The sequence below is a fragment of the Streptomyces sp. WM6378 genome (assembly GCF_001279695.1).
Classification (GTDB): Bacteria; Actinomycetota; Actinomycetes; order Streptomycetales; family Streptomycetaceae; genus Streptomyces.
In genome coordinates this window covers 13,247-35,368 of sequence record NZ_LGDD01000348.1, presented here as the reverse complement: position 1 = coordinate 35,368, position 22,122 = coordinate 13,247, and the positions used below count along the sequence as shown (strand labels likewise).

The 22,122-nt window shown below is 72.1% G+C and carries 21 protein-coding genes; 11 read left to right on the top strand and 10 right to left on the bottom strand.

All coding sequences use genetic code 11. The features are described 5' to 3' along the window. On the top strand, positions 1-395 hold a 395-nt coding region (locus tag ADK54_RS40530; protein WP_159048042.1), incomplete at its 5' end, for a DUF2690 domain-containing protein. Between the two features lie 19 nt (positions 396-414). On the opposite strand, the gene ADK54_RS40525 is transcribed toward ADK54_RS40530, so the two are convergent. The 3 genes from ADK54_RS40525 to ADK54_RS40515 all read right to left on the bottom strand — a co-directional run bounded on the left by ADK54_RS40525 (position 415) and on the right by ADK54_RS40515 (position 5,003). Beyond that, the gene (locus ADK54_RS40525) at positions 415-1,116 is read right to left on the bottom strand and encodes a transglycosylase SLT domain-containing protein (RefSeq protein ID WP_234392415.1); all 702 of its coding nucleotides are present in this window, start codon (positions 1,114-1,116) and stop codon (positions 415-417) included. A 426-nt stretch (positions 1,117-1,542) separates the two neighbouring features. Beyond that, positions 1,543-2,571, bottom strand: coding sequence for a tryptophan--tRNA ligase (trpS, locus tag ADK54_RS40520; protein ID WP_053730870.1), 1,029 nt, complete (start codon positions 2,569-2,571; stop codon positions 1,543-1,545). A 260-nt stretch (positions 2,572-2,831) separates the two neighbouring features. Beyond that, positions 2,832-5,003, bottom strand: a complete 2,172-nt coding sequence (locus ADK54_RS40515) for an FG-GAP repeat domain-containing protein (protein ID WP_053730869.1) — start codon at positions 5,001-5,003, stop codon at positions 2,832-2,834. A 99-nt stretch (positions 5,004-5,102) separates the two neighbouring features. Between ADK54_RS40515 and ADK54_RS48655 the strand changes: the two genes are divergently transcribed. Further along, positions 5,103-5,393 carry a helix-turn-helix domain-containing protein gene (locus tag ADK54_RS48655; protein ID WP_324610226.1) on the top strand — a complete coding sequence of 97 codons (291 nt, stop codon included), beginning with the start codon at positions 5,103-5,105 and terminating at the stop codon, positions 5,391-5,393. A gap of 71 nt (positions 5,394-5,464) precedes the next feature. On the opposite strand, the gene ADK54_RS40510 is transcribed toward ADK54_RS48655, so the two are convergent. The 3 genes from ADK54_RS40510 to ADK54_RS40500 are packed head-to-tail and all read right to left on the bottom strand — an operon-like array spanning position 5,465 to position 7,381. Further along, on the bottom strand, positions 5,465-5,881 hold the full coding sequence (locus tag ADK54_RS40510; RefSeq protein ID WP_053730868.1) for an arsenate reductase ArsC: 417 nt from the start codon (positions 5,879-5,881) through the stop codon (positions 5,465-5,467). Continuing rightward, a complete protein-coding gene (gene arsB, locus ADK54_RS40505; RefSeq protein WP_053730867.1) occupies positions 5,874-6,986 on the bottom strand; it encodes an ACR3 family arsenite efflux transporter in 1,113 nt (370 codons plus the stop codon). Before arsB ends, ADK54_RS40510 begins: the two co-directional genes overlap by 8 nt. Next, the gene (locus ADK54_RS40500) at positions 6,983-7,381 is read right to left on the bottom strand and encodes an ArsR/SmtB family transcription factor (protein WP_053730866.1); all 399 of its coding nucleotides are present in this window, start codon (positions 7,379-7,381) and stop codon (positions 6,983-6,985) included. Before ADK54_RS40500 ends, arsB begins: the two co-directional genes overlap by 4 nt. 128 nt (positions 7,382-7,509) lie before the next feature. On the opposite strand from ADK54_RS40500, the gene arsM reads away from it, so the two are divergent. Then, positions 7,510-8,256, top strand: a complete 747-nt coding sequence (arsM, locus tag ADK54_RS40495) for an arsenite methyltransferase (protein WP_053730865.1) — start codon at positions 7,510-7,512, stop codon at positions 8,254-8,256. Positions 8,257-8,293: 37 nt separating this feature from the next. On the opposite strand, the gene ADK54_RS48075 is transcribed toward arsM, so the two are convergent. Next, on the bottom strand, positions 8,294-8,422 hold the full coding sequence (locus ADK54_RS48075; protein ID WP_234392414.1) for a DUF6126 family protein: 129 nt from the start codon (positions 8,420-8,422) through the stop codon (positions 8,294-8,296). A gap of 79 nt (positions 8,423-8,501) precedes the next feature. Further along, a complete protein-coding gene (locus ADK54_RS40490; protein WP_053730864.1) occupies positions 8,502-8,897 on the bottom strand; it encodes a hypothetical protein in 396 nt (131 codons plus the stop codon). A 95-nt stretch (positions 8,898-8,992) separates the two neighbouring features. Between ADK54_RS40490 and ADK54_RS40485 the strand changes: the two genes are divergently transcribed. Then, positions 8,993-9,883: a hypothetical protein gene (locus tag ADK54_RS40485; RefSeq protein ID WP_234392413.1), complete on the top strand. Its 891-nt coding sequence runs from the start codon at positions 8,993-8,995 to the stop codon at positions 9,881-9,883. On the opposite strand, the gene ADK54_RS40480 is transcribed toward ADK54_RS40485, so the two are convergent. Further along, the gene (locus tag ADK54_RS40480; RefSeq protein ID WP_053730862.1) at positions 9,795-11,267 is read right to left on the bottom strand and encodes a PLP-dependent aminotransferase family protein; all 1,473 of its coding nucleotides are present in this window, start codon (positions 11,265-11,267) and stop codon (positions 9,795-9,797) included. The genes ADK54_RS40485 and ADK54_RS40480 overlap by 89 nt on opposite strands. A 156-nt stretch (positions 11,268-11,423) precedes the next feature. On the opposite strand from ADK54_RS40480, the gene ADK54_RS40475 reads away from it, so the two are divergent. The 3 genes from ADK54_RS40475 (at position 11,424) to ADK54_RS40465 (ending at position 15,515) form a co-directional block, all read left to right on the top strand. After that, positions 11,424-12,239, top strand: coding sequence for an alpha/beta fold hydrolase (locus tag ADK54_RS40475; protein WP_053730861.1), 816 nt, complete (start codon positions 11,424-11,426; stop codon positions 12,237-12,239). Positions 12,240-12,315: 76 nt separating this feature from the next. Continuing rightward, on the top strand, positions 12,316-13,335 hold the full coding sequence (locus ADK54_RS40470; protein WP_053730860.1) for an endonuclease/exonuclease/phosphatase family protein: 1,020 nt from the start codon (positions 12,316-12,318) through the stop codon (positions 13,333-13,335). 221 nt (positions 13,336-13,556) lie between these two features. After that, positions 13,557-15,515 (top strand): FUSC family protein, encoded by a 1,959-nt coding sequence (locus tag ADK54_RS40465; RefSeq protein WP_053730859.1) that lies wholly within the window; start codon positions 13,557-13,559, stop codon positions 15,513-15,515. A 296-nt stretch (positions 15,516-15,811) separates the two neighbouring features. Here ADK54_RS40465 and snpA read toward each other — a convergent pair whose 3' ends face one another. Then, positions 15,812-16,465 carry a snapalysin gene (snpA, locus tag ADK54_RS40460; RefSeq protein WP_053730858.1) on the bottom strand — a complete coding sequence of 218 codons (654 nt, stop codon included), beginning with the start codon at positions 16,463-16,465 and terminating at the stop codon, positions 15,812-15,814. A 228-nt stretch (positions 16,466-16,693) separates the two neighbouring features. On the opposite strand from snpA, the gene ADK54_RS40455 reads away from it, so the two are divergent. From ADK54_RS40455 to ADK54_RS40440, 4 genes are all read left to right on the top strand, one after another. Next, the gene (locus ADK54_RS40455; protein WP_199827146.1) at positions 16,694-17,638 is read left to right on the top strand and encodes a LysR family transcriptional regulator; all 945 of its coding nucleotides are present in this window, start codon (positions 16,694-16,696) and stop codon (positions 17,636-17,638) included. A 276-nt stretch (positions 17,639-17,914) separates the two neighbouring features. Then, positions 17,915-19,402: an APC family permease gene (locus ADK54_RS40450; protein ID WP_053730857.1), complete on the top strand. Its 1,488-nt coding sequence runs from the start codon at positions 17,915-17,917 to the stop codon at positions 19,400-19,402. A gap of 14 nt (positions 19,403-19,416) precedes the next feature. After that, on the top strand, positions 19,417-20,385 hold the full coding sequence (locus tag ADK54_RS40445) for a hypothetical protein (protein WP_053730856.1): 969 nt from the start codon (positions 19,417-19,419) through the stop codon (positions 20,383-20,385). 337 nt (positions 20,386-20,722) lie between these two features. After that, positions 20,723-22,120, top strand: a complete 1,398-nt coding sequence (locus tag ADK54_RS40440) for a VWA domain-containing protein (protein WP_199827145.1) — start codon at positions 20,723-20,725, stop codon at positions 22,118-22,120. Positions 22,121-22,122 lie beyond the last annotated feature (2 nt).

Sequence of the window (22,122 nt, the reverse complement as noted above, 5' to 3'; positions counted from 1 at the left end):
CCCCCCGCCGCCCCCACCGCCGTACGATCACCGCCGCCGCAGCGCTCGCGCTGGTGGGAAGCGCCGCCTGGGCCGCCCTCCCGCACCCGCACGAGGCGAGCCCGGGCGCCCCCGCGCCGACCGCCTGCCAGGGTGCGAGCTGCCAGGGCGACGCCCCCTCCGCCTCCCCCTGCCGCACCGACGCGCGCACGCAGAGCGCCCTGACCACGGCCTCGTACGCGGTGAAGCTCCGCTACAGCCCGTCCTGCGACACCATCTGGTCCGAGGTCCGCAACAGCTCCACCGGCGCCGACACCGAGAGCCCGATGCTGGTGGCCCCCGACCCGCAGGAGGCCGAGGCGTGCGCGGAGGTCAACCACAAAATGCTGTGCACGGGGGACGTGCCGCCGGGTTAGGGCCCCTGCGGTCAGATGCCTAACCCGCGACCGCCGACCCGGCCTTCTTCCAGTTGTCCCGCAGCCGCGTCAGGTAGTCCGACGCCTGGCTGCCCATCTTCGCGCCCCGCGCGAACGCCGCCATGTTGCCGCCGCCCGCGTTGTACCCGAGCGCCATCAGCTCCTCCCTGGTGTACGAGCCCGCCCAGTGCGAGGGGAGCTCGGCGGACATGTCGTGCAGGTACCAGGCCGCCGCCTCCACCGCGAGCGCCCGGTCGTCCGGCAGCTCCTCCCACTTCCGGGAGGCGAAGTCCCGCCCCCGCTTCGTCTGGTCGAACGCGGCCCGGTGCATGTTCGCGATGCCGAAGGCCGCGTCCGGCTTGTACTTCTGCCAGCTCCGCTCGAAGGCCGCGTCGTGCGGCTTGTAGTCCTCGTTGTAGAGGATCGCCATCAGGAGCTGCGCGCTGATGTCCGCCTTCTTGGCGTACTTGCGGACCTGGGGTGCGTAGTCGGCCGGGTCGTACGAACCGCTCGGCGCCGACGGAGTCGCCGACGGCTTCGCGGACGAGGACGCGCCGGGCGGCGGTGTACGCGCCGGGCTTCCCGAATCCGAGCCCAGCAGCCCGGCGTGGACGCATCCCCAGCCGATCAGCGCGGCAATCGGAAGCAGCAACCACTGGGCACGCCCGCCCCGCCTGCGCTGTTCAGCCATCGCCACCCCGTCCGTCGAGTCCGGGTCCATAGCGCCCGTTCCAGGAAAGCCCAGTCTAGGAAAGTGCCTTTCGAAGCGACCCGGCTGCCTGACGGTAATTGCCCAACTCGTCTCCCCCCTCAGACCACGTCGGAGTGCGGGAAGTGCAGGGTGCGAGTGGCGGCGAGCCGGTCCCATGGGCCACCGTCGCCGCCACTCCCCCGTCCGCTCCCCCGTGCCCTTTCAGGTTCTCGCACGGCACGGCCCGTTCCATCCCCCGAGCGGACCATCCGTCTCCCCCACGCGGGGGAGCCGCCGCGGCGCCGAGGACGACGGGCTTGAGGTCCCGCGTCCCGCGCTTCGACCGCGGGCCGTCGCTGGCCGGTCGCGCAGTTCCCCGCGCCCCTGGACGGCTGCCCAGCGTCGCGCAGCGGAGCCGCACGGACGCAGCCCCGCGCCCCTGGACAGGCGGAGCGCCTACGCCGCCATCCGGAACGTTCCCATCGCCTCCCTCACCTCGTCCAGGGTGACCTCGGCGATCGCGTTCGCCCGCTCGTTGCCCTCGCCGATCAACTTCCTTACGTAGTCCATGTCTTGGGCGTACTCGGCGCGACGGGCCCGCAGGGGGGCGAAGTGGGTGTTGACGGCTTCCGTCACCGTCGCCTTCAGGGCGGCCGAGCCTCCGTCGCCGATTTCGGAGGCCACCTCGTGCGGGTCGCGGCCCTGGCAGAGGGCGGCGAGCAGGACGAGGTTGCTCACTTCGGGGCGGGTCTCCGGGTCGTACGAGATCGTGCGGATCGGGTCCGTTTTCGCGGCTCGGACCAGGCGGGCCGTTTCATCCGAACTCGCCTTCAGTGCAATGGAGTTGGCCCGGCTCTTGCTCATCTTCGTACCGTCCGTGCCGAGCAGGAGCGGGGCCTCGGAGAGGAGGGTGCGCGGTTCGGGGAAGACCGGGCCGTACCGCTCGTTGAAGCGGCGCGCGATCGTGCGGGTCAGTTCCAGGTGCGGCACCTGGTCCTTGCCGACCGGGACCAGGTTCGCCTTGCAGAACAGGATGTCGGCGGCCTGGTGGGCGGGGTAGGTGTACATCAGGCCCGAGACGGCCGCCTGGCGGGAGTGCGCGATCTCGTCCTTCACCGTGGGGTTGCGGCTCAGCTCGGCCACCGAAATCAGGCTCAGGAAGGGGAGCAGGAGTTGGTTCAGGGCCGGGATCGCGCTGTGGGTGAAGATCGTCGCCCGGGTCGGGTCGACGCCCGCGCCGAGATAGTCGAGGACCACGTCCTCCACGTTTTCGGTCAGGCGCTCCGCCACGTCTCTGTCGGTCAGCACCTGGTAGTCCGGGATCACCAGGAAGAGGTCCACGCCCTCGTTCTGCAGGCGGACCCGGTTCTGGAGCGTGCCGAAGTAGTGGCCCAGGTGCAGGGGGCCGGTGGGGCGGTCGCCCGTCAGGATGCGGTCCTGGGCGGTGGGGGTGGTGGTGTTCGGGGTCGTGGTCAGGGTGGTCATCGTGGGCTCCTCGTGGGCAGTGGGGTGGGGCGGGCCTGGACGGCGCCCACTGCGGGATCCAGCGAGGGCAACAAAAAGGGCCGTCCAGTGATGAACGGCCCGCTGACGATGTCGCGCGTGTGAGTCGTGGCCGCTCCTAGGAGGAGCGCCACCAGCAGAGGTGAGTACGGCACTGCGACGCGGACGACATGCGTTCACTGTAGCCCGGCGGAACGGCGCGTGCCCAGGGTCTTTGGGCACGCGCCGCATGGAGTCGAGGGTCAGTACAGGCTCTGGTACGTCTGCCAGCCGCCGCCTATCCGTACGCGGTCGGTGTACGCGCCGGAGCCGTTGCCGGGGTAGCGCCACAGGACGCCGTCGGTGTCGCGGGCCACCAGGTCCGCCTTGCCGTCGCCCGTGATGTCGCCGACGCCGGCGAGCGCGTTGTAGATCCCCCAGCCCGCGCCGAGGCGGACCCGGTCGCCGAAGGTGCCCTTGCCGTTGCCGTCGTAGCGCCACAGCACCCCGGACGTGTCCCGCGCGAGCAGGTCGCCGAAGCCGTCGCCGTTCAGGTCACCGGCGCCGATGACCGTGTTGTAGATCCCCCAGCCGAAGCCGATCTTGACGGGGTCCTTGAAGCGGCCCGCCCCGTTGTCGGCGTACATGTACAGGTCGCCCGAGGGGGTGCGGGCCAGCAGGTCGGGGCGGCTGTCGCCGGTCAGGTCGCCGGGGACGGTGAGCTGGTCGTACGCGTTCCAGCCGGCGCCGAGCGCGAGGTGCGGGCCGCCGGGCGCGAAGGCCTTGTTCGCGGCGCCGTCGTAGCGGGTGAGCTGCCCGGAGGCGTCGCGCACGAGGAGCTCGTTGTTGCCGTCGTTGGTGAGGTCGCCCGCCGGGACGTAGCGGGAGGTGGTGGGCCAGCCCGGCGCGGAGGGGCCGGGGGTGACGTCGCCGCTGCCGTTGCCGGTGCGGATGGTGAGGGTGCCGCCGGGGGTGAGGGCGAGGAGGTCGCCCCGGCCGTCGCCGTTGTAGTCGCGCCAGGTGGCGGGGCCCGGGGCGGTCGTGGCGGTCATCAGGCGGCTGGTGGAGGTGCCGGTGGGGTCCTCCCACAGGGCGGTCGGGCGGTTGTCCGGGCCGCCCACGGATATGCCGCCCCGCGCGTACCCGGTCGTGTTGGCGCTGAGCTCCTTGGGCGTGCTCCAGGCGCCGGCCATGCGGGTGGCCACGACGAAGCGGTCGGAGTTGCCGTCGTCGGCGGGCTGGCTCCACCCGGCGTGCACGGTGCCGTCGGCCGTGATGTCCGCGCCGAACGGCGTCATGCCCGCGTACTGCGTCGACAGGGTCTGCACCGGGGACCAGGTGCCGGTGGCGGCGGCCCGGGTCGAGGTGCGGATGTAGAAGCCGTCCGTACCGGACTGGTAGTCCGACCAGACGAGGGTGACGGCGCCGTCGGGACCGGTGAGCGGGGCCGGCACGGCGTCGCCGAAGCTGTCGGTGCTCGCCGCGCTCTCGACGGGCCCCCAGGTGCTGCTCGCGGCCGGTCTCTGCGCGTAGTTGAGGGCTCCGTTCGCGAGCCACGTCATCGCGAGGGCTCCGCCCGGGCCGGCCGCCAGCCTGGCCTCGGCCGCCGGGACCGGGGTGGGGAACGTGTCGTGCGGGGCGCTCCAGGTGGCGCTCGACGCGGCCTGCTCGGCCGATTCGAAGGCCGCTCCCGTGGCCCCGTACTCCGTCCACACCACCGACACCGAGCCGTCGGCGGCCACCGCGACCTGGGGGTACGCGTCCTGCGCCCCGCCGCCCGTGTCGTCGAGCCGGGCCGGCGCCGACCAGGCACCGCCCGCCCCGGTGCGCTCGGCCGCGTACACCTCGTACTGCGGGTCGACGCTGTGCGCCCACACCACGACGGTGCGGCCCGAGGGGGTGCCCGCGAGCTGGATGTCCTGGATGCGGTCGGCCGTGGCTATCTGCACCGGGGCCGACCAGGATGTGGCCCCGGCGGGCAGCGCCGAGGTGCGCAGCACCGATCCGGCGGCGGCCACGTCGACCCAGGCGACGGTGACCGAGCCGTCCGGCGCCGCCAGGAGGTGCGCGTCGACGGGCGAGGACGTGTCGTACGTGGAGCTCGCCAGGGTGCGCACCGGCCCCCACTTGGTGATCCCCGCCGGACGCACCGCCACCAGGAGATCGCGCTGCGAGCGGTCGGCCGCGAGTCTGGACCAGAGGACGACCACCGTGCCGTCCTTGGCCGTTCGGGTGTCGATCAGCGTCTGGATCGTCGTACCGTCGGTGAGCGCGTACGGCGCGCCCCACTGGTCGGTCTCGATGGCCGGGTGAGGTCCGGGGCTGGCCCCCGCGCCCGTCGTACCGAGGGCGCCGAGTGCGAGTGCGGACGTCAGCGCCGTGGTGAACACCCGCCGCAGCAGCGTGCTCCGCCGGCCGTGCCTGTTCTCTGCCACTGGATCTAGCCGGGAGTGCTGGCGTTCATGCCGGTTGGGAATGGCTTCTGGAGAGTGCTCTGACCTGGGCTGGAACACGGGTGTCCTCTCTGAGGAGGGGTGTTGTCAGTGGTAGTCGTTAGCGTGGCGGTCGTGCAGCTTCGTTATCAGTACCGCGCCTACCCGACGCCCGGCCAGTGCATCAGTGCGGCCAGGGTGTTCGGGTGCCGGCGTGTGGTCTGGAACGACGCTTTGGCTCGGATCAGGCCGGTGAAGGCGTCGAACAAGCTGCTGGGCAACCCGAAGGCCCGCACTGCTCAGGGCCCGTATCTGCAGGTCCCGAAGAACGCCGATCGTGCATGCCGCGCAAGGATAGAGAAGCCGCCCGGCTCGGGCCCAGCATGCGAGTAGCCGGGAGATTAACAGCAGATTCGGAATCCCGAACTCCCCTGCGGGGACCAGTTGTTGGCCGCCCCATGTGCCTAGGGCGGCAGGATCTGGGCCAGCAGGTCGCGGACCCGGGCCTCGATCTCGTCCCGGATCGGGCGGACCGCTTCGACGCCTCGGCCCGCCGGGTCCGCCAGCTTCCAGTCCAGGTACGTCTTCCCGGGGAAGACCGGGCAGGCGTCACCGCAGCCCATGGTGATCACTACATCGGATGCCCGCACCGCCTCGGCCGTCAGCACCTTCGGCGTCTCGGTGGCGATGTCGACACCAGCCTCCGCCATGGCCTCGACGACGGCCGGGTTGATGCTGCCGGCGGGGGCCGATCCCGCCGAGCGGACCTCGACGCGGCCTTCCCCGAGGTGGGTGAGGAACGCGGCGGCCATCTGGGACCGGCCCGCGTTGTGGACGCACACGAACAGCACGGACGGCCTGGCGGAGCTGGTCTCAGACACGGGTGGCACCTTCCGGCAGGACGGCCGGACCGGCCGACGGGTCAACGGAGTTGGGGAAGAAGCGGCGGGCGGCCAGGGCGACGTACACCAGGCCGATCAGCGCGGGCACCTCGATGAGCGGGCCTACCACCCCGGCCAGGGCTTGCCCGGACGTCGCACCGAACGTCGCGATGGCGACCGCGATGGCGAGCTCGAAGTTGTTGCCCGCGGCGGTGAACGCGAGCGTGGTCGTCCTGGGGTAGTCCAGCCCCACAGCCTTGCCCAGAACCATGGATCCGGCCCACATGGCGGCGAAGTACACAAGGAGCGGCAGCGCGATCCTGGCGACATCCAGGGGCTGGGTGGTGATCGCATCGCCCTGGAGGGCGAACAGCACGACGATCGTGAACAGCAGCCCGTACAGGGCGAACGGACCGATGCGCGGGACCAGTCGGGTCTCGTACCAGGTCCGCCCCTTGGCCCTCTCGCCGAGCTTGCGGGTGAGGAAGCCAGCCAGCAGGGGGATGCCGAGGAAGATCAGCACACTGCGGGCGATCTCCCAGACGGACACGTCGAGCGTGGTCCGGTCCAGGCCCAGCCGACCAGGCAGGACCGACAGGTAGAACCAGCCCAGGAGGCTGAACGCCAGTACCTGGAACACGGAGTTGAGGGCCACAAGGACGGCGGCTGCCTCGCGGTCGCCGCAGGCCAGGTCGTTCCAGATGACGACCATCGCGATGCACCGGGCCAGTCCGACGATGATCAGGCCGGTCCGGTACTCCGGCAGGTCGGGCAGGAAGATCCAGGCGAGCGCGAACATGAGCGCCGGGCCGAGGACCCAGTTCAGAACCAGGGACGGGATCAGCAGGCGCTTGTCACGGGTGACGGTGTCCAGCCGGTCGTAGCGGACCTTCGCGAGGACGGGGTACATCATCACGAGCAGGCCGAGCGCGATCGGCAGCGAGACCCCGGCGACCGTCACCTTCACCAGCGCGTCCCCGAGCCCGGGGACCAGACGCCCGAGGCCGAGGCCGGCGGCCATCGCGACGAGGATCCACACCGCGAGGAACCGGTCCAGGAACGACAGCCGTGCGGCCACCGGCCCCGCCGTGCCCGACCCGCTCACCGGGGCGCCCCGTCGGCCGGGCGGGCGAGGATCCCGGCGAGCTTGTCCGTCGTCTCCGGCAGCAGCCAGTAGTAGACCCAGGTTCCGCGACGTTCGCAGTCGATGAGGCCGGCCTGGCGCAGGAGCTTGAGGTGGTGGGAGATCGTCGGCTGCGACAGCTCGAACGCCGGGGTGAGGTCGCAGACGCAGATCTCCCCGCCGTCCCGCGACGCGATCATCGAAAGCAGCCGCAGCCGGACCGGGTCGCCCAGGGCCTTGAACACCTTCGCCAGCCGCGCGGCCTCTTCCTCGCCCAGCGGGGCGGTCAGCAGGGCCGGGCAGCACGCGTCGGCGTCGGCGTTGGCCTCAGCTTCGGCGTCGTCCTGGTCGAGCACCACGAGCTCTTGTTTCGACATTCTTCTATGTTGACGTTTCTCGATCCAAGACGCAAGGTTGCATTGAGCTACATCAATACAGCCACGTCGAAAGCACCGATCAGCCAGGTCCAGATCCCCCGGGCCCTGTCATGGAGGAAGTCATCGTCATGAGCGAGCACAGCAGCGACCTGCGCGAGACCGTCCGCCGGCGCTATGCCGCGGCGGCCGTCCAGGTCACCGAGGGCGGTGCCGCCTGTTGCGGGCCGCAGGCCATCGAGATCGACGACAGCTTCGGCTCCGCCCTGTACGCCGCCGACGAGCGCGAGGCCCTGCCGGCCGAGGCCGTCGCCGCGTCGCTCGGCTGCGGCAACCCCACCGTCGTCGCCGACCTCCGCGAAGGCGAGCGCGTCCTGGACCTCGGCTCCGGGGGCGGGATCGACGTCCTGCTGTCGGCGCGCCGCGTCGGGCCCACGGGCAGGGTCTTCGGGCTCGACATGACCGAGGAGATGCTCGCCCTCGCGCTGACCAACCGGAAGAAGGCGGGGGCCACGAACGCCGAGTTCCTCAAGGGGACGATCGAGGCCATCCCGCTGCCCGCGAACTCCATCGACGTCGTGATCTCCAACTGCGTCATCAACCTGTCCACCGACAAGGCCGCCGTGTTCGCCGAGGCCTTCCGCGTGCTGGCCCGGGGCGGCCGGATCGGCGTCTTCGACGTCGTCGCCGACGACGCCCTCAGCCCTCAGCAGCGGGGCGAGCGCGGCGACTTCGTCGGCTGCGTCGCCGGGGCCCTCTCCTTCGCCGAGTATCGGGAAGGCCTGGCGGCCGCCGGGTTCACCGACATCGAGATCACCCCCACCCACGCGGTCGCGGACGGAATGCACTCCGCAATCGTCCGGGCGACCAAGCGCTGAGCCGCCCGCACATGTGGGCGGCGCCTACCGGCCGGGGCTACTTGTGGGCGTGGCTTCCCACATAGAAGAGCAGCCACACGAAGCCGGCGAAGACATGGGTGCCGAAGATGTAGAAGCCCGCGCGCAGGGCGATGCTGCGCTCCTGGTTCTTCTCGCTGTCGGCCACCGGCCGCCTCCTTCGTCCCGTACCGCCGCGTTCCAGGGTACGGGGGAGGTGGCCCGGGGCCGATGGGACCGGCGAGTGGTCAGTCCTCGTGTGTGTAGAACACGTAGAACGACACCAGGAACATCGCGCCGCCGAAGATCGCCCCCATGCCCGACGACTTCAGCACGCTGTGGTCGGACAGGCTGTACAGGAAGCCCATCGCGGCGCCGAACAGCGTGCCGTACGCCCCCGCGCGGAGCTCGCGGGGCAGGGCGGACTGGATGCTGAGGAGGCCGATGCCCAGGGCCATCACGGCCAGGCCGGACACGATGCCGAGGACGATCTGGCCGCCGGTGATCGCGCCGCCGCCGCGCTGGTTGGCAAAGGTGTACAACCCGTAGGCCACCCCCAGGACGACGGGGACGGCGAGGACGGCCCTGCTCAGCTGGTGAGCCGTGCGGTGGCTCGTGGCGGGTACCGAAGCGTGTGCGGCCATGACAGCACTCCTTCCGCTTGCCCGGGGCGTGTGCGCGTCCCCCATATAGCCCACACCCGCGCGCGCCGATGGGCAACCCGGGATTTCGTGGACGGGTGCGCAGCTTCCTGTCGGCGGTGCTGATCGTGCTCGCGGCCGTCCTCGTCCCGCTCGGCGCGATCGCCGCCTGGGCGAAGGCGGAGATCGGCGACAGCGATCGGTACGTCGCCGCCATGGCCCCGCTCGCCGGGAACGAAGCCGTGCGCGGCGAGGTGGCCGCCAAGGTCACCGACGCGATCACGCAGAACATCGACGTGGGGCCGCTCCAGGCCTCGATGGCCTCGCTGATCGGCGGGGCCGTGCGGTCCTTCACCACCACCTCCGCCTTCCAGGGCGTGTGGAACACCGCCAACCGGGCCGCCCACGCGAGCGTCGTCTCCGCCCTCACCCACAACGGCGGCGGCAACGACGTACGCATCGATCTGGCCCCGGCGATCCAGCAGATCAAGACCGGACTGGAGGCACAGGGCGTGCCGTTCGCGAACGAGATTCCCGTGGAACACACCGACCTGACCGTCGTCGAGTCGACGAAACTCGGGCCGGTCCGCACCGTCTTCCGGTGGCTCCAGCGCATCGGCGTGTGGGCCGCGGTCCTCTGTCTGGCGGCGGCGGGCGGGGCGGTGCTCGTCGCGGTGCGCCGCCGGCGCGCCCTCATCGGGGTGGGCATCGGTCTTGCCGTCGGCGCGGCGGTCCTGCACGTCCTGGTCGCCATCGGCAGGTCGCTCACGCTGGACGGGCTCCCCGCGGACTCCGACCCGTCGGCGGCGGGCGCGGTCTACGACGCGCTCACCGACTTCCTCAGCACGGCGGCGTGGGCCGTCCTCGCGTTCGGGCTCGCGCTCGCGCTCGGGGCCTGGCTCACGGGCCGGCTGTGGCGGCGAGGGCGGCCAGCCGCCGAAGGGCCCCGGCCAGGACCGGTACGGGCGGGGTCGCCAGACCGATCCTGACCGCGTCCGGCACCCGGCCGCCCACCGCGAACGCGGTCCCCGGCGTCACCGCGACCCCGAGCCGCTCGGCCGCGGCCGCGGCGAACGTCTCGGCCCGCCACGGTGCGGGCAGCTCCCACCAGCAGTAGTACGCGGCCGGGTCGCTGCGCACCCGGAAGCCGCCGAGGTGCGCCCGCACCAGCGCGTGCCGGGCGGCCGCGTCGGCCCGCTTGGCCGCGCCCACCGCCTCGACGGTCCCGTCCCCGGCCCACCGCACGGCCGCCTCCAGATTGAACCGGCCCGCCGTCCAGGCCCCGGAGCGCAGGGCCCGCGCGAGCGCGTCGGCGTGGGGTTGTGGCGCCACGAGGAAGCCCGTGGTCAGGCCGGGGGCGAGCCGCTTGGAAAGACTGTCGATGAGGATGGTGTGGGTGGGGGCGTATGCGGCCAGGGGTGGCGGGGCGGGGTCGGTGGAGGTTCCCGGGGTGGCGCCGGGCGGGGTGCTGCCGCTCGGGCGGCCGGGGGCGTCGCCCCGCAAGGCGCCCGGAGCCGCGGGGCCGGGGTCACCACCCTCCGAGGCGCCTGGAGCCGCGCCCCCCGGCCCGTCCGGGGCCGGCGCCAGGAACGCCCACGTCGCATCCTCGATCGCCGGCAGCCCCAACTCCCGCAGTACATCGGCGAGTTGAGCCCTTCGTTCCCCGCCCATCGTCAGGGTGAGGGGATTGTGCAGGGTGGGCTGGAGGTAGACCGCGGACAGCGGGGTGCGGCGATGGGCCGCCGCGAGCGCCTGCGGGAGCACGCCCTGGGCGTCCATGGCCAGCGGCACCAGCACGCTGCCGAGTTGTTCGGCCACCGCCTTGACCAGCGGATACGTCAGCTCTTCCACGCCCAGCCGGGCACCCGGGCGGACCAGTGCGGACAGCGCGGCGGCAATCGCCTGGCGCCCGTTCCCGGCGAAGAGGACGCGGTCGGGGTGCGGTCGCCAGCCCGGCCGGGCCAGCAGCCCCGCCGCGGCCTCGCGGGCCTGAGCCGTGCCGTCGGCGGCCGCCGGGCGGGTGGCCCCGGTGAGGACGTCCGGCCGCAGCAGCCCCCCGAGCGACTTCGCCATCAGCTCCGACTGGCCTTCCACCACTGGGTAGTTGAGCTCCAAGTTCACCGGCGTACGCCCACTGTCCTCCGCGAGGACCGAGCCTGGGTGCGGTGGGGCGGCCCGTACGAACGTGCCTCGCCCGATCTCCCCCACCACCAGACCCCGGCGGCCGAGTTCCCCGTACACCCGGATCGCGGTGGAGACGGCGATGCGGCGGCGGCGCGCGAAGGCCCGCTGGGTCGGCAGCCGGTCGCCCGGCCTGAGCGCCCCGGACTCGATCTCCCCCGCGACCTCGTCGGCCACCCTGCGGTAGTCCACGCCCCGCCTCCTTCACCTGCGTAAGGCTTCACCCGCGTAGAGCCTCACCTGCGTAAGGCCTCACCCACGTAAGGCTCCACCTGCGTAAAGCCTCGATTGCACCGAGAGCAAAGAGACTATTGCACCGACGAGTTGCCCACACCTAGCCTCCTCACCATGTCCCGCACCTACACCGCCGAGGGCACAGGCGACGCCCTGCTGCTCGTCCACGGCCACCCTTTCGACCGCACCATGTGGGCCCCGCAGATCGCGGAGTTCTCCCGTACGCACCGGGTCGTCGCCCCCGACCTGCGCGGCTACGGCAGCGCACCCGTCGTCCCCGGAACCGGCACCACGCTGCTCTCCGACTTCGCCGAGGACGTCCGGGCACTCGCGGACGCGCTCGGCATCGAGTGGTTCACGCTCGGCGGGCTCTCCATGGGCGGCCAGATCGTCATGGAGTGCTACCGGCTCTTCCCCGAGCGGATCAACGGCCTTGTCCTCGCCGACACCTTCCCCGCCGCCGAGACCCCCGAGGGCAGGGCCGCCCGCAACGCGATGGCCGACCGGCTGGTGCGCGAGGGCATGAAGGGCTACGCGGACGAGGTCCTGGACAAGATGGTCGCGCCGTACGCGGAGGAGTCCGTACGGGCCCACGTGCACCGCATGATGACCTCCACGCAGCCCGAGGGCGCGGCGGCGGCCCTGCGCGGCCGGGCCCAACGCCCGGACTACCGCGCCCTGTTGACGACCATCGACGTCCCCACCCTGGTGGTCGTGGGCCGGGACGACACGTACACCCCGGTCGCGGACGCGGAAGCGATGCACGCGGCGATCGGAACCGCTTCGAACCCGAGCGTCTCGAACCCGAACATCTCGACCCTGGCCGTCGTCGAGTCGGCCGCCCACATGCCCAACCTGGAGCAGCCCGCCGTCTTCAACGCAGCCCTCCACGGCCTCCTCGACCGGGTGGCGGCGCGGGCAAAGGCTTGAGCAACCGTGCCGGGCGGGGGGCCGTCTTTGAGAGAGGATGCGAGCGCTGTGACCAGCTAGCGGGAGGCAGACCGCCTTGGACACCTCGGGCACCACGACCGTGCCGGCCTCGACGGCGGCTTCGGAGGTACGGCGCGGGCATCCCGGGCGGGTGGCGTCCGCGCTGGCCGGGGCGCTGTTGCTTGCCGGGGTCAGTGTGGTGGCGGGGTGCCGGGCCGCCGACTCGGACGGGGTCACGCCCGTGCCGCAGGCCCTCGCCTTCCTGCCCTGGCTGCTCGTGCCCGGCGGCGCGGGGCTCGCGCTCGCGGCGCTCGGGCGGTGGCGCACCGGCATGGTCTGGGGCGTCGCGGTCCTCGCGGTCACCGGCTGGTACACCCAGCCGTACGGCGCCGACACGACCACGCCGAAGGGCCCGATCCTGGCGGAGTTCAAAGTCCTCACGTCCAACACCGAGTTCGGCTGGGCGACGGACGATCTGATCGCCACGGCTCTGCGCGAGAAGCCCGACCTCGTGTTCGTCGAGGAGTGCAGCTTCCGCTGCTCCGACGCGCTCGCCCGGGACCTGCCGAAGGCCGACTACCCGTACCGCGATGTCGTACGCGAGGACGGTTCCGCCGGATCGGCGATCCTGAGCCGGTTTCCGCTGAAGCCGGCCGAGCCCATCGAGTCGGTGATGACGATGCCCGGCGCGGTGGTCACCATCGGCGGCCGGGACGTACGGCTCCAGCTCGCACACCCCTCGCCTCCGCTGCCCGGCGACGACGGCAAATGGCGTCAAGAGCTGGGCAGGATAAGGGAGTTCGCGAAGTCGGCGAAGGGGCAGCCGGTCATCCTGGCCGGGGACTTCAACGCCACCCAGGACCACGCCCTGTTCCGCTCGGTGCTCGACGAGGGCGCCCTGCACGACAGCGCCCGGCTCACCGGGCAGTCGCACACCTGGTCCTGGCCCGCCGACCGCACCACCCCGCTGCGCACCCAGATCGACCACGTCCTGGTGAACGGCGACGCCTTCAAGGCGACGTCCGCCCGCTTCCTGAAACTGCGCGGCACCGACCACCGCGCGCTGCTCGTGGGGCTCAGCCTGTACGGCGGCTGACACATCGGCCTGGACGGCCGTGGCGCCGACATGCGGGCCCCGTCCCGGCGGGTCAGGATCGTAGGAGCCGAGAGGGACGACGGTTTCGTGGATGATCCGGAAGCGGCGGCACATCGAGATGGTCGAATTCGAAAACATTATCCACAGGCTGTGGACAACATTTACGGTTTCGTTGGCCGCCCCGTTTGCACCAAGTGATCTTTTTACGGTGTCGTGTGGTCATGGCTGATCAGAAGCGGGCGGGGGACGGCGCACGGCAGGGGCGGCTCGCGCCGCCGGAATGGCTCATCGGGGGGCTGCGGCCCGCCCCCACCCCCATCCCCTGGCCGGCCGTCGCCCGCGCCGCGATCGCGATGGCCGCGCCGCTGGCCGTGGGCATGGCGACCGGGCAGAGCGCGTACGGCGCGCTCGCCTCCATGGGCGCGCTCAGCGGGGTCATCGGCGACACCGCCGACGCGTACCGGATGCGGATCTTCAACATCGCCGTGCCGCAGCTGTTCGGCGCGCTCGGCGTGACCGTGGGCAGCCTCGTCTTCGGACACGGCTGGCTCGCGGTCGCCGCCCTTACGCTCGTGGCGCTGGCCTCCGGGATGATCTCCACCATCGGCGCGGTCGCCTCCGTCTCCGGGCTGCTGCTCCTCCTGAACGCCGTCGTCGGCGCGGGCCTGCCCATGCCGGGCCCGTGGTGGAAGGCGCCGCTGCTGCTCAGCCTCGGCGGCCTGTTCGTGCTGCTCCTGAGCCTGCTCGGCTGGCCGCTGCGGCGTACCGAACCCGAACGGGCCGCCGTCGCCGGGACCTACCGCGCGGTCGCCGAAGCGATCGAGGCCGCCACGACCGACGCGTACGACACCAGACGCCAGGCCGTCACCCAGTCCCTCAACACCGCCTACGACCTGGTGCTCGCCCGCCGGGCCCGCGAACACGGCCGTCGCGAGGAGCTGGTGCGCCTCCTCGCCCAGCTCAACGTCGTCATCCCGATCGTCGAGGCGGCACCCGCCGTGCACCTGCGCGGCTGGGGCGTGGACCCCGCGATCCCCACCGCCGTACGGCAGTTGGCGGACGCGGTCGAGGAGGGCCGCAACGAGCTACCCGAACTTCGGCTGCCTGCGCCGGCGACCCCGGCCGAGCGGGCCCTGGACACCGCTCTGCGCCACGCCTTCGCCGTCGTGCACGACCCGGACGTCGACCACTCCAACATCGACGACCGCCTCGGCCGCCCCGCCGCCCTGCGCATCCGCTTCCGCCGCGCGGCCCGCAACGTCCTGCTCTCCGGCGCCTCCTGGCGCTACGGACTCCGCCTCGCCCTGTGCATCGGACTCGCACAGGCCCTTGTCTCGGTGGTCCCGGTGGAACGCTCGTACTGGGTCGCGCTGACCATCGTCTTCGTCCTCAAGCCCGACTTCGGCTCGGTCTTCGCACGCGCCCTGATGCGGGCGGTCGGCACGGCGGGCGGGCTCGTCATCGCGGCCGCCGTCCTCGCGGAGGTGCCGCGCGGCTGGTGGGACGTGCCGGTGATGATGCTGCTCGCGGCGCTGATCCCCGCCTTCTCCGCGAAGGGATACGCCTTCCAGACCGCGGCCATCACCCCGGTGATCCTGCTCCTCTCGGACGTCCTCAACCACCAGGGCTTCAACCTGGTCCTGCCCCGCCTGTGGGACAGCCTCATCGGCTGCGCGATCGCGCTGATCGCGGGCTATCTGCTGTGGCCCGAGAGCTGGCACACCCGCATCGGCACCCGGCTCGCGGACGCGGTGGCGGCGACCGCGGAGTACGTGGAGTACGCGTTCTCCGCCGGGGACGACCGGGCCGAACGGGTCCGGCACCGGCGCCGCCTCTACCGCGACCTGTCGACGGTACGGAGCGAATTCCAGCGGGCCCTGACGGAACCGCCGCCGATGGGCGCCCGGGCCGCGGCGTGGTGGCCGCTGGTCGTCGCGGTCGAGCGGATCGTGGACGCGACCACCGCGGCGCGGGTGCGGGTGAACCACGGCGCGGACGCGCCGGCGGCGGGCGAGGTCACGGAGATCGCTGCCGAGCTGCGGGAGCTGGCGGAGGGGTTGCGGGAGAGCGTGACGCTGGTGGAGGTGCGGGCGGAGCTCTCGGGGGACGAGGAGTCCGTGCTGGCCCCCCTGAGACAGGAGGTCCGAGCGGCCCGAGCCATCGCGTCCCCCACCCCCTAGCCCTGGGGCTGGCCCCAGACCCCGTTCGAGCCGCACCCCGCGAAGTGCTTGGCCGCCTCAGAAGAGGGGCAACTGCCCAGGGAACGGAGGGAGTTCGAACCCGTCCAGGGTTCGCTGGGAGGCGTCCGCGGGGGCCCGGCGCTTTGAGCCCGGGCAGAGCGTCAGCTCGCCGGACAACTCCCGCGTACGGGGATCGTGGCGCACGAACTTGCCCGCCACCACGGCAACGGCACGGCCGCAGGACGGGCAAGAACGACGGGGAGAGACGCTGGGCATCCCCCCATGCTGCCAGAGGCCTACGCGGCCGGCTTGACCGCCGAGGCGAGCCCGTTGGCCCACAGGCTGTTCACACGGGACTTCTCCGTGCTGTTCGGGTAGGCGTTGCGGCACGACGTGCCGGGCCCGCCGCCGGACATGAGCTCGCTGCACGGCCCCGAGTAGTGGTCGGGAAGCCCGAGCACGTGCCCGGTCTCGTGCGCGACGACCCGCACCGAGTAGTACTGCTGGTTCTGGCCGTAGTCCAGGAAGATGTAGCCGTTGCCGTGCCCGTCGGTCGAGGCGTACGAACCGTTCTGCGGGTCGTTGCCCTCGTAGTACTGGAAGTCCGCGCCGGAGTTGCTCTGCGCGAGACGGACGTTCTGCACGGAGGAGTTCCAGATCTGCGCCGCCTGCGATATCTGGGAGGTGAAGCTGGGGGCGTTGGCGGTGCTGTAGTACACGGTGACCGAGGCGGCGAGCGGGTTGGCGGCGCGCTTCTTGGCGACCGACTTCATAACCGCGTCGTAGAACGCCTGGTCGTTCGCGGCGGAGTGCTTGCCCGCGGCGGTGTAGTGCGCGGCCGAGGCGGGGGCGGCCGAGGTCGGGGTGGCCGCGGTGGCGGGGATGGCGCCGAAGCCGGCGAGGGCCAGGCCCAGCGCGGCGGTCACGGCGAACGTGCGGGAGTGTCTCATGGGGGGTTACCAATCCGTCGGGGATCCGCGCCCGGCTGGGTGGGCCGGCCGCGGGTGGGGGCTCTGCTGATCGGTGGCCGGAGGGCGCGCTGTGGCGCCGTCCCGGTGATTGGTGATTGTGGAGGCCACGGCGGCGTACGGGAATGATGTCGATCTGCGATAACTCCCGCGTATCAGTGTGGTTTTGGTCATCTGGTGCGATGACTTAGTACGCCCTAACCTCAGCCCATGGAGCTGGAGGTGAGACATCTGCGGGTGCTGTGCGCCATCGCCGACGCCGGCAGTCTGCACGGCGCCGCACGAGCGCTCGGCACGAGCCAGCCCGCCCTCACGACCCAACTGCGGCGCATCGAGAACACGTTGGGCGGGCGGCTCTTCTCGCGCGAGCGGACCGGCTGTGTGCCCACGGTTCTGGGCCGGGGCGTGGTCGGCCGGGCCCGTCCGCTGCTCGCCTCGCTGAGCGCGCTGGTCACCGACACCCGGGCCGCGGCCGCCCGCACCGCCGCGGGCGACCGGCTGCGCATCGGCTCCACCGCGAGCCGCGCGATCCCCGGCTGGCTGCGCCGCCTGCGGGAGCGCCTGCCCGGCACGGAGACGGAACTCCAGGTGGCGGTTTCGGCCACCGCGCTGCTGCGCCAAGTCGCGGCGGGCGAGCTGGACGTGGCGTTCGTACACGAAGTGGAAGGCTGCCCGCTGCGAATCCCGCCGGGCCTGGACGTCCGTACGCTCGTGGAGCGCGAGCCCCAGTTCGTGTGCCTGGCGGTCGACCACCCGGCGGCCCACCGGCCCGTCGTGGACCTGGCCGACCTGGCCGCCGACCAGTGGATGGTCGACCCCAGCGTGGACGGCGAATGGGAGGGCCTGCGCCGCGTCCTCAACGCGGCGGGCCTCAACCCCCGTGTCCTGCACGGCGATTACCTGACGGCCGCAGGCCTGGTCGCGACGGGCGAGGTCGTCACCCTGTGCCAGCCCACCTCGCGCCCCCGCTCCGACATGGCCGTACGCCCCCTGCGCGACGACCCGCTGGGAGTACGGCTGCTCCTGGCGGTCCGCAGCGGGGCGTACGGAGGTGACCTGGCCGGTGCGGGGGAGGACTTGGAGTCGGCGTACTGGGAGGCGGCCTCCCACTCACCCCCGTACCGGGCATGGCTGGAGGAGCGGGGCCGTCCCTAACGGCCCTCGCACATGCCTCAGCAGCCGGAGGTCCAAGTGCGCCTGTGCCCGCTATTACCCGGACGGGTGACGGAGCCCTGCCTAAGTCGTGCGACGCCCTGACGATCACGGACATCAGGGCGCCCGTCCGGCGGACGTCCGTTCCCCGCGGCCGGGATGGCCGAGGGGCCCGCTCCGGCGACTACGATGCGGTCGGCTTCGGGTTGTTGGAGTACTGCAAAGCCCGGAGTTTCTGACATACCGCCATATGTCGCGCCGTCAAAGGATGTTCGGGCCATGAGCAGCAGCACCGGAGGCAGAGGGCTTCAGCCCAACGTACTGTCCACGTTCGACACCGTTGTCATGGCGGTCGCGGGCAGCGCGCCCGCCTATTCGCTGGCCGCCACCACCTCCGTGCTCGTGGGCGCCGTCGGGCTCGCCAGTCCGGCGGCGCTGCTCTACTGCGCGATCCCCATGCTGGGCATCGTGCTCGCCTTCGGGCGGCTCGGGCGGATCGACGTCAACGCGGGGGCCGCCTATTCCTGGGTCGGGCGCACCCTGCATCCCTTTCTCGGGTTCATCAGCGGGTGGGCCCTCGTCGTCGCGGCCACCCTGTTCATGGTGGCCGGCTCGCTGCCCGCCGGGCAGATGACCCTGGGTCTCTTCGACCCCTCGCTCGCACACAACACCGCTCTTGCCACGGCCACAGGCGCCGGATGGTTTTTGCTGATGCTGGGCGTGGTGCTGGGCGGTGCCCGGCTCTCCGCGAAGGCCCAACTCGTCATCTCTGGCGTCGAGTTGGTCATTCTCGGCGGGTTCTGTGTCGGGGCGCTCGTCCACGTCGGTGAGGGAGGCGGGGTCGTTCCCTTCGACTGGGGGTGGCTCGGGTTCGGACACTTCGACGGGGTGTCCGGGTTCGCCGCGGGCACCCTGATCGCCGCGTTCTACTACTGGGGCTGGGACGTCACCAGCAACCTCAGCGAGGAGACCCGCGACAGCCGGCGCACCGCCGGGCTCGCCGCGCTGGTCGGGGTCGGCACCGTCTTCGCCCTGTTCGTCGCCTTCACGGTCGCCGTGAACGTGCTGCTCACCAGCGGCGAGATCGAGGCCGGGCAGTCCAACGTCCTCGCCCTGCTCGGCGAACGCGTCTGGCCCGGCGCCGGCGGCAAGCTCATGGTGCTCGCCGTGGTCCTCTCCACCATCGCCACCCTGGAGACCACCCTCATCCAGGTCACCCGCTCCCTGTTCGCGATGGGCCGCGACCGTACGATGCCGGGCGGGCTCGGCGCCGTACACCGGCGGTGGAACACGCCCTGGGTCGCGATCCTCGTCGTCGGCGCGGTGGCACTCCTACTGTTCGTCGCCTCCAACGCGCTCGGCTCCGTGCAGGACATCATGTCCGACGCGCTCGCCGCGATCGGCCTCCAGACCACCCTGTACTACGGCCTCGCCGGGCTCGCCGCGGTCGTCGCGTACCGCAGGACGCTCACCGAATCCCTCAGCTCCTTCCTGCTCGGCGGGGCCTGGCCGCTGCTCGGCTCGGTGTTCATGTTCTGCGTGTTCGGCGCCTCGCTGACCCGGCTCAGCGGCGCCGCCGTCGCGATCGGCATCGGCAGCCTGCTCGCGGGCCTGGTCCCCATGCTCTGGTACTGGCGGCGGGGCAGTGCGTACTACCGCCCCGCCCGGCTGGACGCGACCCGTTCGTTCGAGGCCGGTACCGGGCTGCCCAACTCCCGTACCAAGACGTCCAGTTACGCCAACGCCGGGCATCCCACCGACTTCTGAGAGGCGGTACGCGCATGGCAGCACTGGGCCGCCGGTCCCACCGGAAGACGGCCATACGCTTCGACGCCGACCTCGGCGACCGGGCGCTCACCGTAGCCCGGCACGACATCGTCATCGGCCGCTGGCAGGGCGTACGCGACCTGCTGCGGGCCACCGGCGACGACTGGGCGCTGCGCACGCACCGGATCCGGGCGCTGGCGAACGCCGCGGCCGGGTCGACCGTCGTCGAGGCCTGGCGGGCCGCCGAACCGGACAGCCCGGACGCCGCGGTGCTGCGGGCTGCCACCGAGGTGACCCGCGTCTTCAACAGCGCCATCGCGGCCGGGCGCGGCGCCGGAACCGACCGCGACCGCATCGACGTCGCCGTCATGGCCTGCCTCAGCGCGGCCGACGCCCGCCCCGCCGACCCGACGCCGTGGGCCTCCCTGCTCACCGTGGTGCGGCTGTACGAGGGCGGGGTCTCCCGGCGCGAACTGCGCGGCTGGTGGGACGAGTTGCGGCGGCGGGATCCGTACCACCTCGAAGGGCACGTCCAGATGCTGCGGTACTTCTCCGCGCGCTGGCACGGTACGCACGGCTCGATGTACGACTTCGCGCGGGACGCGGCGGGGGCGGCTCCGGCCGGGTCCCCGCTTCCGGTGCTGGTCCAGATCGCCCGGGTCGAGGAGTACCGGTACGTCTCCGATGCCGCGAAGGGGCGCCCTGTTCGGGGGTTCGGGCAGCACTGGAATCACGAGCTCGCCGTGACCGAGCTTCGGCGCACCTACGATCGCTGGCTGGGCGGGCGGCCCCCGGGACCCATTCGCGCCTCCGAGGCCGCGGAGCTCAACTACCTTGCGCACGCCGCGTGTTGTGCGGGGCTCACGCGTGAGGGGGCGGCGCTGGTCGGATTGCTCGGGGAGCGGGTTGCCTTGGTCCCCTGGGTCTATACGGGGGATCCGGCTTCTCAGCTCGTCCGCTGGCGCGGGCAGGGTGGGGAGTGAGGGGCGGGGGCTCGCATTTCGGGTGCGGACCGGCTGTGGCTGGTCGCTCCCCCAAGTTCTCGGCTCCGCTCGAACAGGGGGGACCCCCATCGCGGCGGAGCCGCACAGTGTCACAGCCCCGCGCCCCTGTAGGGCGCCCAATACCGGCTCGGTGCGCCCACGCGGCGGAGCCGCACAATGTCACAGCCCCGCGCCCCTTTGGGCGCGGAACCGGCCCCTTCCGGGAAAGCGTCCGTCGGGTCGCTAACCTTACGTATCCGTGCTGGCCAGGGATCTGATCCCGAAACTGGCGCAGTGCGGTACGTATCGCACCCAACTCATGCGAAAGGCCTCGCCCATGGGCATTCGGAGCTTGCTGCGCAAGGTGTTCGGACGCGATCGCGCGGAGCGTGCCGAGCCGACGGCGGCTTCCGTACCGCCCCAGACGGAACGCACCCCGCAGGCCGTCGAGGCACCGGTCATCACCGAGGCCGCCGCGCCTTCCGTTCCGGCCCCGGCGGAAGAAGTCGTCCTGTCCTCGGCGGAGGAACTCGTCGCCGCCGCCTTCGACGGACCGCGCCCGCCTGCGTCCTCGTCCGACTCCGGCACCGACACCGACACCGACACCGACGCTGGGTCCGGGGCTGATTCCAACTCCGAGTCCGAGTCCGACACCGCTGGTTCCCTCGGCTCCTCGAACGCCGTCGTCGAGTTGCCCCAGCCCCGTACGGAGGCGAAGCCCGAGCCGGTCATCGAGCCCGAGCCGGTGGAGGAGCCGGAGGCCGCCGCCCCCGCCCCCGCCCCCGAGCCCGAGCCCGAGCCCGTACAGGTGGAGGCCGAACCCGAGCCGGAGGCCGTCGAGGCCGAGGCCATCGTCGAGCCCGAGCCTGTCGCGGTCGAGGCGGAAATCGCCCCCATCGCCGAGCCGGAGCCGGAGCCGGACCCCGCGCCGGAGCCCGAGCCCGAGCCCGTCGCCGAACCCGAGCCCCTGACGGCAGAGGCGGAAGTCGCCCCTGAGCCGATCGAGGCCGAGGCCGAAGCCGAACCCGTCTCCGAGCCCGAGCCCACCCCGGCCGGAGCCGAGCCGGCGCCCAAGCCCGCTCTCTCCGCCGCCAAGGTCAAGTCCCGGGCGCCCGGGCTTTCCGGGGCCTACAAGGCGGCCGGGGCCGCGCTCAAGAAGGCCGGGCTCTCCGGGGCTCGCGCCAAGGTGTACCTCGTGCTCGACCGGTCCGGGTCCATGCGGCCCTACTACAAGGACGGCAGCGCGCAGGGGCTCGCCGAGCAGGTGCTCGCGCTCGCCGCGCACCTCGACGAGGACGCCACCGTGCACACGGTGTTCTTCTCGACCGACATCGACGGGTCCGTCGACCTCGCCCTCGACTCGTACGACGGGGTTGTCGACGAGACGCACGCCGGGCTCGGGCGGCTCGGGCGGACCAGTTACCACCGGGGTGTCGAGGAGGTCGTCGAGCACGTCGAGAAGGCGGGGCACGAGGGGCCCGTGCTCGTCGTGTTCCAGACCGACGGCGCCCCCGACGCCAAGCTGCCCGCGCGCCAGGCGCTCGCGGACGTCGCCGACAAGCCCCTGTACTGGCAGTTCGTCGCCTTTGGTGAGGACGACTCCAAGGCGTTTGATTTCCTGCGCACCGCCGAAGCCGACCACGCGCACGTCGGGTTCTTCCACGCCGGGCCCGCGCCCCGCGAGCTGAGCGACGCCGAGGTCTACCAGGGGCTGCTCAGCTCGTTCCGCCCCTAGTC

What these genes read in the sequence shown, in the direction of transcription:
- ADK54_RS40525 (WP_234392415.1), bottom strand. Translation starts at nt 1,116, where the DNA reads ATGGACCCGGACTCGACGGACGGGGTGGCGATGGCTGAACAGCGCAGG.
- trpS (WP_053730870.1), bottom strand. Translation starts at nt 2,571, where the DNA reads ATGACCACCCTGACCACGACCCCGAACACCACCACCCCCACCGCCCAG.
- ADK54_RS40500 (WP_053730866.1), bottom strand. Translation starts at nt 7,381, where the DNA reads ATGTCGAAACAAGAGCTCGTGGTGCTCGACCAGGACGACGCCGAAGCT.
- arsM (WP_053730865.1), top strand. Translation starts at nt 7,510, where the DNA reads ATGAGCGAGCACAGCAGCGACCTGCGCGAGACCGTCCGCCGGCGCTAT.
- ADK54_RS40490 (WP_053730864.1), bottom strand. Translation starts at nt 8,897, where the DNA reads ATGGCCGCACACGCTTCGGTACCCGCCACGAGCCACCGCACGGCTCAC.
- ADK54_RS40475 (WP_053730861.1), top strand. Translation starts at nt 11,424, where the DNA reads ATGTCCCGCACCTACACCGCCGAGGGCACAGGCGACGCCCTGCTGCTC.
- ADK54_RS40465 (WP_053730859.1), top strand. Translation starts at nt 13,557, where the DNA reads ATGGCTGATCAGAAGCGGGCGGGGGACGGCGCACGGCAGGGGCGGCTC.
- snpA (WP_053730858.1), bottom strand. Translation starts at nt 16,465, where the DNA reads ATGAGACACTCCCGCACGTTCGCCGTGACCGCCGCGCTGGGCCTGGCC.
- ADK54_RS40455 (WP_199827146.1), top strand. Translation starts at nt 16,694, where the DNA reads ATGGAGCTGGAGGTGAGACATCTGCGGGTGCTGTGCGCCATCGCCGAC.
- ADK54_RS40450 (WP_053730857.1), top strand. Translation starts at nt 17,915, where the DNA reads ATGAGCAGCAGCACCGGAGGCAGAGGGCTTCAGCCCAACGTACTGTCC.
- ADK54_RS40445 (WP_053730856.1), top strand. Translation starts at nt 19,417, where the DNA reads ATGGCAGCACTGGGCCGCCGGTCCCACCGGAAGACGGCCATACGCTTC.
- ADK54_RS40440 (WP_199827145.1), top strand. Translation starts at nt 20,723, where the DNA reads ATGGGCATTCGGAGCTTGCTGCGCAAGGTGTTCGGACGCGATCGCGCG.